This is a genomic window from Pseudomonas sp. FG13 (genome assembly GCF_057809755.1).
Genome location: NZ_JBMDKO010000009.1, coordinates 58310 through 69901, shown reverse-complemented (window position 1 = coordinate 69901; position 11592 = coordinate 58310). Strand labels below are relative to the sequence as shown.

General features: G+C 60.2%; 11 protein-coding genes. 9 read left to right on the top strand and 2 right to left on the bottom strand.

What is annotated here, in order from left to right; translation table 11 throughout:
* The first annotated feature begins 12 nt into the window (after window positions 1-12).
* From fadB to ACODTO_RS10970, 6 genes are all read left to right on the top strand, one after another.
* On the top strand, window positions 13-2160 hold the full coding sequence (gene fadB, locus ACODTO_RS10995; RefSeq protein WP_139648814.1) for a fatty acid oxidation complex subunit alpha FadB: 2148 nt from the start codon (window positions 13-15) through the stop codon (window positions 2158-2160).
* Between the two features lie 30 nt (window positions 2161-2190).
* Window positions 2191-3366 carry an acetyl-CoA C-acyltransferase FadA gene (gene fadA / locus ACODTO_RS10990; RefSeq protein ID WP_186636541.1) on the top strand — a complete coding sequence of 392 codons (1176 nt, stop codon included), beginning with the start codon at window positions 2191-2193 and terminating at the stop codon, window positions 3364-3366.
* Window positions 3367-3472: 106 nt separating this feature from the next.
* Window positions 3473-3709 carry a DUF1653 domain-containing protein gene (locus ACODTO_RS10985; protein WP_003199644.1) on the top strand — a complete coding sequence of 79 codons (237 nt, stop codon included), beginning with the start codon at window positions 3473-3475 and terminating at the stop codon, window positions 3707-3709.
* 115 nt (window positions 3710-3824) lie between these two features.
* Entirely contained in the window at window positions 3825-6437 is a 2613-nt protein-coding gene (topA, locus tag ACODTO_RS10980; protein WP_139648811.1) for a type I DNA topoisomerase, read from the top strand.
* 237 nt (window positions 6438-6674) lie between these two features.
* Window positions 6675-7199 (top strand): DUF6586 family protein, encoded by a 525-nt coding sequence (locus tag ACODTO_RS10975; RefSeq protein WP_139648809.1) that lies wholly within the window; start codon window positions 6675-6677, stop codon window positions 7197-7199.
* A gap of 106 nt (window positions 7200-7305) precedes the next feature.
* Window positions 7306-7545 (top strand): hypothetical protein, encoded by a 240-nt coding sequence (locus ACODTO_RS10970; protein ID WP_041022021.1) that lies wholly within the window; start codon window positions 7306-7308, stop codon window positions 7543-7545.
* Between the two features lie 73 nt (window positions 7546-7618).
* Here the strand turns inward: ACODTO_RS10970 and sulA are convergent, their stop codons facing one another.
* Both sulA and lexA read right to left on the bottom strand, forming a co-directional pair.
* Window positions 7619-8092: an SOS-induced cell division inhibitor SulA gene (sulA, locus tag ACODTO_RS10965; protein WP_139648807.1), complete on the bottom strand. Its 474-nt coding sequence runs from the start codon at window positions 8090-8092 to the stop codon at window positions 7619-7621.
* Window positions 8093-8102: 10 nt separating this feature from the next.
* A complete protein-coding gene (lexA, locus tag ACODTO_RS10960; protein WP_489106424.1) occupies window positions 8103-8711 on the bottom strand; it encodes a transcriptional repressor LexA in 609 nt (202 codons plus the stop codon).
* A gap of 239 nt (window positions 8712-8950) precedes the next feature.
* Between lexA and ACODTO_RS10955 the strand changes: the two genes are divergently transcribed.
* From ACODTO_RS10955 to ACODTO_RS10945, 3 genes are all read left to right on the top strand, one after another.
* Window positions 8951-9658 (top strand): TetR/AcrR family transcriptional regulator, encoded by a 708-nt coding sequence (locus ACODTO_RS10955; protein WP_041022016.1) that lies wholly within the window; start codon window positions 8951-8953, stop codon window positions 9656-9658.
* A gap of 179 nt (window positions 9659-9837) precedes the next feature.
* Complete coding sequence (nagZ, locus tag ACODTO_RS10950; RefSeq protein WP_173668667.1) at window positions 9838-10836, top strand: beta-N-acetylhexosaminidase; 999 nt, start codon at window positions 9838-9840, stop codon at window positions 10834-10836.
* 12 nt (window positions 10837-10848) lie between these two features.
* The gene (locus ACODTO_RS10945) at window positions 10849-11583 is read left to right on the top strand and encodes an S-methyl-5'-thioinosine phosphorylase (protein WP_139648804.1); all 735 of its coding nucleotides are present in this window, start codon (window positions 10849-10851) and stop codon (window positions 11581-11583) included.
* Window positions 11584-11592 lie beyond the last annotated feature (9 nt).

Here is an 11592-nt window from a genome sequence, read left to right as displayed (position 1 = left end):
GGAGATCAGTTGATGATTTACGAAGGTAAAGCCATCACGGTTAAGGCTCTTGAAAGTGGCATCGTCGAACTGAAGTTCGATCTCAAGGGTGAGTCCGTCAACAAGTTCAACCGTCTAACCCTGAACGAATTGCGTCAGGCCGTGGACGCTATCAAGGCAGACGCTTCGATCAAGGGTGTGATCGTCAGCAGTGGCAAGGACGTTTTCATCGTCGGTGCCGACATCACCGAATTCGTCGACAACTTCAAGCTGCCCGATGCCGAACTGATCGCTGGCAACCTCGAAGCCAACCGTATCTTCAGCGACTTCGAAGATCTCAACGTACCCACCGTCGCGGCCATCAATGGCATCGCCCTGGGTGGCGGCCTGGAAATGTGTCTGGCAGCGGACTATCGCGTCATGTCTTCCGGCGCCAAGATCGGCCTGCCGGAAGTCAAGCTGGGCATCTACCCGGGCTTCGGCGGTACCGTGCGTCTGCCGCGCCTGATCGGGGCCGACAACGCCATCGAATGGATTGCCGCCGGTAAGGAAAACCGTGCCGAAGACGCGCTGAAAGTCGGCGCCGTGGATGCGGTGGTCGAACCGGGCAAGCTCCAGCAAGCGGCCCTTGAATTGATCAAGCGCGCCATCAGTGGCGAGTTCGACTACAAGGCCAAGCGTCAGCCGAAGCTTGAGAAACTCAAGCTCAACGCCATCGAACAGATGATGGCCTTCGAAACCGCCAAGGGTTTCGTGGCCGGCCAGGCAGGCCCGAACTACCCGGCGCCGGTCGAAGCGATCAAGACCATCCAGAAAGCCGCGAACTTCGGTCGCGACAAGGCCCTGGAAGTCGAAGCCACCGGTTTCGTCAAACTGGCCAAGACTTCGGCGGCACAAAGTCTGATCGGTCTGTTCCTCAATGACCAGGAACTGAAGAAAAAGGCCAAGGCCTACGACGAAATCGCCCGTGACGTGAAGCAGGCCGCCGTGTTGGGCGCTGGCATCATGGGCGGCGGTATCGCCTATCAGTCGGCGTCCAAGGGCACGCCGATCCTGATGAAGGACATCAACGAACACGGCATCGAACAGGGCCTGGCCGAAGCCGCCAAGCTGCTGGTGGGGCGCGTCGATAAAGGCCGCATGACCGCAGCGAAGATGGCCGAAGTGCTCAACGGCATTCGTCCGACCCTGTCCTATGGCGATTTTGGCCATGTCGACCTGGTGGTCGAAGCGGTTGTCGAAAACCCGAAGGTCAAGCAAGCGGTATTGGCTGAAGTCGAAGACAAGGTCAAGGAGGACACGATCCTCGCGTCGAACACCTCGACCATTTCCATTTCGCTGTTGGCCAAGGCCCTCAAGCGTCCGGAAAACTTCGTCGGCATGCACTTCTTCAACCCGGTGCACATGATGCCGCTGGTGGAAGTGATCCGTGGCGAGAAGTCCAGTGAGCTGGCCATTGCCACCACCGTTGCCTACGCGAAGAAAATGGGCAAGAACCCGATCGTCGTCAACGACTGCCCGGGCTTCCTGGTCAACCGCGTGCTGTTCCCGTATTTCGGCGGTTTCGCCAAATTGGTCAGCGCTGGCGTGGACTTTGTGCGCATTGACAAGATCATGGAAAAATTCGGCTGGCCAATGGGCCCGGCGTACCTGATGGACGTGGTCGGTATCGACACCGGCCACCACGGTCGCGACGTCATGGCTGAAGGCTTCCCGGACCGCATGAAGGACGACCGTCGTTCGGCTGTCGACGTGCTCTACGAAGCCAAGCGCCTGGGTCAGAAGAACGGCAAGGGTTTCTACGCCTACGAGACCGACAAGCGCGGCAAGCAGAAGAAAGTGGCCGATCCGTCGGTGCTGGAAGTGCTCAAGCCGATCGTTTACGAGCAGCGCGAAGTCACCGACGAGGACATCATCAACTGGATGATGATCCCGCTGTGCCTCGAAACCGTGCGTTGCCTGGAAGACGGCATTGTCGAAACCGCCGCCGAAGCCGACATGGGTCTGGTCTACGGTATCGGTTTCCCTCCATTCCGTGGCGGTGCGCTGCGCTACATCGATTCGATCGGTGTGGCCGAGTTCGTTGCCCTGGCTGACCAGTACGCTGATCTGGGCGCGCTGTACCACCCCACCGCGAAGCTGCGTGAAATGGCCAAGAACGGCCAGAGCTTCTTCGGTTAAGCGCCCAACGACTAGAGCGAGAGAACATTTATGAGCTTGAATCCTAGAGACGTCGTGATTGTCGACTTCGGTCGTACGCCGATGGGCCGCTCCAAGGGCGGCATGCACCGTAACACTCGCGCCGAGGACATGTCGGCGCACCTGATCAGCAAACTGCTGGAACGCAACGTCAAGGTCGATCCGAACGAAGTCGAGGACGTGATCTGGGGCTGTGTTAACCAGACCCTGGAGCAGGGCTGGAACATCGCCCGCATGGCCTCGCTGATGACCCAGATCCCTCACACCGCGGCCGGTCAGACCGTCAGCCGCCTGTGCGGTTCGTCCATGAGCGCGCTGCACACCGCCGCCCAGGCGATCATGACCGGTAACGGCGATGTGTTCGTCGTCGGCGGTGTCGAGCACATGGGCCACGTGAGCATGATGCACGGTGTCGATCCGAACCCGCACATGTCGCTGTACGCGGCAAAAGCTTCGGGCATGATGGGCCTGACCGCGGAAATGCTTGGCAAAATGCACGGCATCACCCGCGAACAGCAGGACGCCTTTGGCGTGCGCTCCCACCAGCTCGCCCACAAGGCGACCGTGGAAGGCAAGTTCAAGGATGAAATCATCCCGATGCAGGGTTACGACGAGAACGGTTTCCTGAAACTGTTCGACTACGACGAAACCATTCGTCCGGAAACCACCCTTGAAAGCCTGGCGGCCCTCAAGCCTGCCTTCAACCCTAAGGGCGGCACCGTGACAGCCGGTACCTCGTCGCAGATCACCGACGGCGCTTCGTGCATGATCGTGATGTCGGCTCAGCGTGCCCAGGACCTGGGCATCCAGCCGATGGCGGTGATCCGTTCGATGGCCGTGGCGGGTGTGGACCCGGCGATCATGGGCTATGGTCCAGTACCGGCCACGCAGAAAGCTTTGAAGCGTGCCGGCCTGAGCATTGCCGATATCGACTTCTTCGAGCTCAACGAAGCGTTCGCCGCACAGGCCCTGCCGGTGCTGAAAGATCTGAAAGTGCTCGACAAGATGAATGAGAAGGTTAACCTGCACGGCGGCGCGATCGCCCTGGGTCACCCGTTCGGTTGCTCCGGTGCACGTATCTCCGGCACGTTGCTGAACGTCATGAAACAGAACGGCGGCACTTTTGGCGTGTCCACCATGTGCATTGGCCTCGGCCAGGGCATCGCCACTGTCTTCGAACGCGTCTAAGCGTTGCGTTGATGGAAGCCGGGGCCAAGTGCCCCGGTTTTTGTTTTTCCGGGTTTAATAAAAAAATTTGTTTTTATTTTGAAAAGATTTCAGCGAGGGCCGAAGCATGCCGATACAACCTGGGCTCTACCAGCATTACAAAGGTCCGCAGTACCGCGTATTCAGCATCGCGCGGCATTCCGAGACCGAGGAAGAAGTGGTCTTCTATCAAGCCCTGTATGGCGATTACGGCTTTTGGGTGCGTCCCTTGAGCATGTTCGAAGAGTCCGTCGAGGTTGACGGCGAACAAGTGCCGCGCTTTGCTTTGGTGCAGGCCGAAGAGAGCATTTTTTCCAAGCCTTGAGGCCAATCCGCGGACAACCCTGCGCTTGACCTCACCTTGCAGCCACTATATATAGCGGTGCCGCGTCAGGCGCCAACCGCCTTTCACTTTTTAGAATTCAGGAATTTTCTGATCCATGGGCAAATCGCTGGTCATTGTGGAATCCCCGGCTAAGGCCAAGACCATCAACAAGTATCTGGGCAACCAATACGTGGTGAAGTCGAGTATCGGCCATATCCGAGACCTGCCCACCAGCGGTTCGGCTAGCGCCAGCAAGGAGCCAGCCGCCAAGCGCGGCAAGGCGGCCGCTGGTGAGGCGCCGGCGCTGTCGCCAAAGGAAAAGGCGCGCAAGCAGCTGGTCTCACGCATGGGGGTCGATCCGGAACACGGCTGGAAAGCCAAGTACGAGATCCTCCCAGGCAAGGAAAAGGTCATCGAGGAGCTGCGCCGGCTCGCCAAGGATGCCGACACCATCTATCTCGCGACGGACTTGGACCGCGAAGGGGAAGCCATTGCCTGGCACCTGCGCGAAGCCATCGGTGGTGATGACAGCCGCTACAAGCGCGTGGTGTTCAACGAAATCACCAAGAAGGCCATCCAGGAAGCATTCTCCGAACCGGGTGAGCTGGACATCGACCGGGTCAATGCTCAACAGGCGCGCCGTTTCCTCGACCGCGTGGTGGGCTACATGGTTTCGCCCTTGCTGTGGGCCAAGATCGCCCGTGGCCTGTCGGCCGGGCGGGTGCAGTCGGTGGCGGTGAAACTGGTGGTGGAGCGCGAGCGGGAGATCCGTGCGTTCATCCCTGAAGAATACTGGGAAGTCCACGCGGACCTTGGCACGGCCAAAGGCGCCAACGTGCGCTTTGAAGTGGCCCGGGAAAAGGGCGAAGCCTTCAAGCCGCTTAACGAAGCCCAGGCCATGGCCGCCCTGGAGAAGCTCAAGGCTTCCACCTACAGCATCGTCAAGCGTGAAGACAAGCCGACCAGCAGCAAGCCATCGGCACCGTTCATCACGTCCACGCTGCAGCAGGCCGCGAGCAACCGCCTGGGCTTCGGCGTGAAGAAAACCATGATGATGGCCCAGCGTCTGTATGAAGCCGGCTACATCACCTATATGCGTACCGACTCGACCAACCTCTCGGCCGATGCCGTGGCGATGGCGCGTACTTATATAGAAAGCGAGTTCGGCAAGAAGTACCTGCCGGACACGCCGAACGTCTACAGCAGCAAGGAAGGCGCACAAGAGGCTCACGAAGCGATTCGTCCTTCCGATGCCAACACCGAGCCAAGCAAGTTGTCGGGCATGGAGCGCGATGCCGAGCGTCTCTACGAGCTGATCTGGCGCCAGTTCCTGGCTTGCCAGATGCTGCCGGCGCAGTACCTGTCCACCACCGTCAGCGTCGGTGCTGGAGATTTCGAGCTGCGCGCCAAGGGCCGCATCCTGAAGTTCGACGGTTATACCCGCGTCATGCCGCAGATCACCAAGCCTGGGGACGACGACGTCTTGCCGGACATGGCCCAGGGTGACGTGATGAAGCTGATCAAGCTCGATCCGACCCAGCATTTCACCAAGCCGCCGGCCCGTTACTCGGAAGCCAGTCTGGTCAAGGAAATGGAAAAGCGTGGTATCGGTCGTCCTTCGACCTACGCGGCAATCATTTCGACCATCCAGGATCGCGGCTACGTGGCGCTGCACAACCGTCGGTTCTATTCGGAAAAAATGGGCGACATCGTTACCGAGCGGTTGTCCGAAAGCTTCTCGAACCTGATGGACTACGGCTTCACCGCTGGCATGGAAGAGCATCTCGACGATGTGGCCCAGGGTGAGCGGGACTGGAAGAACGTCCTCGACGAGTTCTACGGCGACTTCAAGAAAAAACTCGAAGTGGCTGAAAGCCCTGACAGCGGCATGCGGGCCAACCAGCCGGTGATGACCGACATTCCGTGCCAGACCTGCGGTCGCCCGATGCAGATCCGTACGGCGTCCACCGGCGTCTTCCTGGGTTGCTCGGGCTACAGCCTGCCGCCCAAAGAGCGCTGCAAGGCGACGGTCAACCTGGTGCCAGGCGATGAAATCGCCGCGGACGACGAGGGCGAGTCCGAATCCCTGGTGTTGCGCGGCAAGCATCGCTGCCCGATCTGCAGCACGGCGATGGATGCCTATCTGCTGGACGAAAAGCGCAAGCTGCACATCTGCGGTAACAACCCGGATTGCGCGGGCTACGAGATCGAAGAGGGCACCTATCGCATCAAGGGCTACGAAGGACCAAGCCTGGAATGCGACAAGTGTGGTAGCGAGATGCAGCTCAAGACCGGCCGTTTCGGCAAGTTCTTCGGCTGCACCAACCCGACCTGCAAGAACACTCGCAAGCTGCTCAGGAGCGGTGACGCCGCGCCGCCGAAGATGGACCCGGTGAAGATGCCGGAGCTCAAGTGCGAGAAGGTCAATGACACCTACATCCTGCGTGATGGTGCGTCCGGTCTGTTCCTGGCGGCCAGTCAGTTCCCGAAAAACCGCGAGACCCGTGCACCCCTGGTGATGGAGATCGTGCCGCACAAGGACGAGATCGATCCGAAGTACCATTTCCTCTGCGAAGCACCGCAGAAGGATCCGGATGGCCGCCCGGCGGTGATTCGCTACAGCCGCAAGACCAAGGAGCAGTATGTGCAGACCGAAGTCGACGGCAAGCCTACGGGCTGGAAGGCCTACTACGACGGCGGTAAGTGGACGGTGGAAGACAAGCGCTGATTGATGGAGGCAAGGAGCCTCCCCAAATCAGTCAGACAAAGAACTGTGGGAGCGAGCCTGCTCGCGATAGCGGTTGGTCAGTCATCAATGCTGATCGTGACACCGTTATCGCGAGCAGGCTCGCTTCCACAGGGCACCGCTTGATCCTTTGGCTCTATTTGGCTTGCAGTGGTCTTGGTTGATCCACGACACTGTCGCTCTTGCGTAAAGCTTTCATGTCGCTGGGAGAATGCCGTCATGGCCCACGAGCTCTATACCCGCACCAACCAGAAAATCTACTTCGCCGGCCTGTCGCTCGAAGCGCTCGCCAGGACCGAGGATGGACGTGCGATGAACTCCCCGGCGCTGCTCCAGGCCGGACGCGAGTCGGCCCTGTTTCACCTGTACGGTGCGTTACTGGGCTTGTGCCATGAAATAGCCGGTTTCTATCGACTGCCCCTGGCGAGCGCCCCGCGGGCCGAACTGCTGCTGACACGGGAAGTGCTGCAGGATATTGCCATTCCGGAAATGGCTGAAATGATTGAACTGGCTCAAAACCCGGAAACCTGGCTGGCCAAGCTGCTGGCAGCCCATGCGGCGCTGTTCCAGCCGCCACGGGCTCCTCGCAAGCCCAAGGGTGACGTGACCCAGCCGTTGATCGTAGCGGTCAATCTGGATGAAGAAGAGCCGGAGCAAGAACTCAGCCGGGAAGAGCTGGAGAGCTGGCGTCAGAACCTCAAGAGCCTGGCGTTGCGCTTCCGTGAAGGGTTGAACGAGTGCTGAGTTTTCTTTCAGCTCAAGACCCTCATTGATAACGCTTGGTCAAGATCCCGAGCGAAGCCTGGCCGATGACTATATAATCCTCGCCTTTCGTGGAGAACAGACTTTTATGCCAACGTCCTTTCTAGAAATTGTCGAACTTCCTGATGGCCGTATCGAGCTGCGCAGGGCTGAGGACGAGGGTTCCCTGGTGACTCTGAGTTTCTCCGAAGATGCCAAGGCATTCCTGCAAGGCCAACACGTCGAAGTCGCCAAGGCGATGCTGAGCGTGGGTGTCCAGATGGCAGGGCGCCTGGTTGAAGGCGAATTCAACAACAAGGAAGACGAGGGGCCGCGGGTTCTACACTGATCCTGTCTGTCGGTTTCTTGGAAGTAGTGTTGCCGCCCGGCTTCTCTGTCCTGGAGAAGCCCCTGTGTTTGTCTTAGCCCAGTCGAATGTTCAGACTCTGTGCGTCCCCGGTGCGAGCGGCGCTGATCAACTGTTGTCGAGCCGTTGAGCTCAACGGGTTGAGCCAGCTGACCACCGTATGGCTGCGACCCAGGCGCAAGGCTTCGCAAGTCAACTGTTGAGCGCTTTGGGTGCCCCGCGGTTGCAGCAGCAGGATTCGCTCGCGATTAAGACCTGCGTCCCGCAACCAGGCCTGTGTGACACTGGCCGGAGGTGCGATCAGCGTCAACCAGCGGGCTTCCTGGTCCTGGCTTAATTCCCGCAGAATCGGTGCCAGCAGATTCAGACAGTTCCCGGCTGCACCACGCAGTGACAGTTCACTGAAGGCCTCGGGCTCGACGCTCCACGGCGCCTCGATCACATCTTTCAGGACTGGAGCCAGCGGCTGGGCCATGAAGGCCTCGAACAACGGAAGTTGCGTGTGCTGTGGTGTGTGAGGGAACTGCATAAAGCCTCCTTTAGCGGCGGATGACGCCGACACTCAAGCCTTCGATGACCAGATCCTGTTCTTGCAGGTCCACCTCGATGGGTGCGAATTCAGGGTTCTCGGCAATCAGCCAGACCTTGCTGCCATCGCGTTTGAAGCGCTTGACGGTGACTTCGTCGCCGATACGCGCCACCACGATCTGGCCGTTGCGGGCTTCGCGAGTGGTGTGTACCGCCAGCAGATCGCCGTCGAAGATGCCGATGTCCTTCATGCTCATGCCATGTACGCGAAGAAGATAATCGGCCCGTGGATGGAAGAAGGTGGGGTTGATGTTGCAGGACTCCTCGACATGCTGCTGGGCGAGGATCGGAGCACCCGCCGCCACACGACCGATGATCGGCAAGGTGGTTTCGTCGGCCTTGGCTTCGAAGCCGGGAATACGAATGCCACGGGATGCGCCCGGGGTCATTTCAATCGCGCCCTTGCGGGCCAGTGCCTTGAGGTGTTCCTCAGCCGCGTTCGGCGACTTGAAACCCAGTTCCTGAGCGATTTCCGCGCGGGTCGGCGGATAGCCGTTGTCCTCGAGGCAGCGCTTGATGAAGGCCAGAATCTCTGCTTGGCGTGGCGTCAGCTTTAGCATATTGATCGCTCTGTTTTTTTATACAGTGACTGGGATTATATACAGTGAGCGCCGCTTGGCAATCCTCCTTTTTTCGCGGGCCGCTGGACGGTCGGTCGGGCGGTTGAAGCCACTTGGGCAACAGCCTGTAAAGGTGTGGTTAAATAGCTGACCGGGCGTTCGCAAAACGTCCCGCCAGGCTTGACAACCCCAAGGTCGAAACGTATGTTTCAAACAAGTGTTTGTCAGGCGGAGTAACCATGGCCCAGTCGGAAACCGTTGAACGCATTCTCGATGCTGCGGAACAGTTGTTCGCGGAGAAAGGTTTCGCTGAAACCTCGTTGCGCCTGATCACCAGCAAGGCCGGGGTCAACCTGGCGGCAGTGAACTACCACTTCGGTTCGAAGAAGGCGCTGATCCAGGCGGTGTTCTCGCGATTCCTCGGGCCTTTCTGCCTCAGCCTCGACCGTGAACTGGAGCGTCGCCAGGCCAAGCCCGACGTCAAGCCCACCCTGGAAGAGCTGCTGGAAATGCTGGTGGAGCAAGCGCTCGCCGTGCAGCCGCGCAGCGGTAACGATCTGTCCATCTTCATGCGCCTGTTGGGCCTGGCATTCAGCCAGAGCCAGGGCCATCTGCGGCGTTATCTGGAAGACATGTACGGCAAGGTATTCCGCCGCTATATGCTCCTGGTCAACGAGGCTGCGCCCCGGATCCCACCGATCGAGTTGTTCTGGCGCGTGCACTTCATGCTCGGCGCCGCCGCGTTCAGCATGTCTGGCATCAAGGCCCTGAGGGCGATCGCCGAAACCGACTTTGGCGTGAATACTTCCATCGAGCAGGTGATGCGCCTGATGGTGCCTTTCCTGGCGGCCGGCATGCGCGCCGAAAGTGGCGTCACCGACGACGCCATGGCAGCCGCCCAGTTGCGTCCGCGCAACAAATCCACGCCGGCCCTCGCCAAGGCGTGAACGGGTGGGCGCGGCTGCCCACATCCGCTAAGCTAGCCGCCCATGCCGACTCTCGTTTCGAATCCGTTTCAAATGTCATTGCACGACCGCGACCTGCCGGGCCTGGCGCCTGGCAACGCGGTCGTGCCTGTATTGCCATGCGGGTTCATCGTTACTAAGGAAATGCTATGACTGCTGGCCTGCAAGGCTCGTTGATGGTGGACGTCGCCGGTACCTGGCTGACGGCCGAAGATCGCCACTTGTTGCGTCAGCCGGAAGTGGGTGGGCTGATCATCTTTGCTCGCAATATCGAGCATCCACGTCAGGTTCGCGAACTGAGCGCGTCGATCCGCGCCGTGCGTCCTGACCTGCTGCTGGCGGTCGATCAGGAGGGCGGGCGCGTTCAGCGTCTGCGCCAGGGGTTTGTGCGGTTGCCGGCGATGCGGGCGATTGCCGACAATCCGAATGCCGAATACCTGGCCGAGCAGTGCGGCTGGATCATGGCGACCGAAGTGCTGGCGGTGGGTCTCGATCTGAGCTTTGCCCCGGTGCTGGACCTCGACTATCAGCGCAGCGCGGTGGTTGGCAGCCGTGCCTTTGAAGGCGATCCGGAGCGCGTCGCGCTGTTGGCGGGTGCATTCATTCGCGGCATGCGAGCGGCCGGCATGGCCGCCACGGGCAAGCATTTCCCTGGTCATGGCTGGGCCGAGGCCGACTCCCACGTGGCGATTCCCAACGATGAGCGCAGCCTCGAACAGATCCGCGCCAATGACCTGGTGCCCTTTGCCCGATTGAGCAAGCAACTGGCCGCAGTGATGCCGGCCCACGTGATCTATCCCCAGGTCGATGCCAACCCGGCAGGTTTTTCCCGGCGCTGGCTGCAGGACATCCTGCGTGGCGAACTGCAATTCGATGGCGTCATTTTCAGCGATGACCTGTCGATGGCTGGCGCCCATGTGGTCGGCGATGCCGCCAGTCGTATCGAGGCCGCGTTGTCGGCCGGTTGCGACATGGGCCTGGTGTGCAACGACCGCGCCGCCGCGGAGCTGGCCTTGAGCGCTGCCCAGCGCCTGAAGGTCAAGCCGTCGGCGCGGATCGCACGCATGCGTGGCCAGGCCTTCGCCACCACCGAATACCGCCAGGATCCACGCTGGCTGACGGCAATCGGCGCGCTGAAAGCCGCCCAATTGATTGATTAAGGACGTTTTGTCATGACCGTTTACGCAATTATCGGCGGCACTGGCCTGACCCAGCTCGAAGGCCTGACCATTCGCCGGTCCCTGGCGGTGGATACGCCTTATGGCGCACCGTCGGCCGATATCCAGATCGGCGACTACGCCGGACGTGAAGTGTTGTTCCTGGCTCGCCATGGCCATCCCCATCGGTTGCCGCCCCATCAGGTCAACTATCGCGCCAATCTCTGGGCGCTGAAGCAGGCTGGCGCCGAGGCGATCCTGGCGGTCAATGCCGTGGGCGGGATCCATGCAGCGATGGGCACCGGGCATTTTTGTGTGCCTCACCAGTTGATCGACTACACCAGCGGTCGCCAGCACACCTATTTCGCTGATGATCTGGAAGCGGTCACCCACATTGATTTCAGTTACCCCTACAGCGAGTCGCTGCGTCAGAAGTTGATCGCTGCCCTGGCCGCCGAAGGCTGTGGCTACAGCAGCCATGGTGTATACGCCTGCACCCAGGGGCCACGGCTGGAAACCGTGGCCGAAATCGCCCGCCTGGAACGTGACGGTTGCGACATCGTCGGCATGACCGGCATGCCGGAGGCAGCGCTGGCTCGCGAACTGGAGCTGGACTACGCCTGCCTGGCCCTGGTGGTGAATCCGGCAGCGGGCAAGTCCACGGCGGTGATCACCATGGCGGAGATCGAGCAGGCGCTGCATGACGGGATGGGAAAAGTGAAATCGACCCTGGCGCGTGTATTGATGTAACGCTATCGC

What these genes read in the sequence shown, in the direction of transcription:
- ACODTO_RS10970 (WP_041022021.1), top strand. Translation starts at nt 7,306, where the DNA reads ATGCCAACGTCCTTTCTAGAAATTGTCGAACTTCCTGATGGCCGTATC.
- ACODTO_RS10945 (WP_139648804.1), top strand. Translation starts at nt 10,849, where the DNA reads ATGACCGTTTACGCAATTATCGGCGGCACTGGCCTGACCCAGCTCGAA.
- sulA (WP_139648807.1), bottom strand. Translation starts at nt 8,092, where the DNA reads ATGCAGTTCCCTCACACACCACAGCACACGCAACTTCCGTTGTTCGAG.
- lexA (WP_489106424.1), bottom strand. Translation starts at nt 8,711, where the DNA reads ATGCTAAAGCTGACGCCACGCCAAGCAGAGATTCTGGCCTTCATCAAG.
- fadB (WP_139648814.1), top strand. Translation starts at nt 13, where the DNA reads ATGATTTACGAAGGTAAAGCCATCACGGTTAAGGCTCTTGAAAGTGGC.
- topA (WP_139648811.1), top strand. Translation starts at nt 3,825, where the DNA reads ATGGGCAAATCGCTGGTCATTGTGGAATCCCCGGCTAAGGCCAAGACC.
- ACODTO_RS10985 (WP_003199644.1), top strand. Translation starts at nt 3,473, where the DNA reads ATGCCGATACAACCTGGGCTCTACCAGCATTACAAAGGTCCGCAGTAC.
- fadA (WP_186636541.1), top strand. Translation starts at nt 2,191, where the DNA reads ATGAGCTTGAATCCTAGAGACGTCGTGATTGTCGACTTCGGTCGTACG.
- ACODTO_RS10975 (WP_139648809.1), top strand. Translation starts at nt 6,675, where the DNA reads ATGGCCCACGAGCTCTATACCCGCACCAACCAGAAAATCTACTTCGCC.
- ACODTO_RS10955 (WP_041022016.1), top strand. Translation starts at nt 8,951, where the DNA reads ATGGCCCAGTCGGAAACCGTTGAACGCATTCTCGATGCTGCGGAACAG.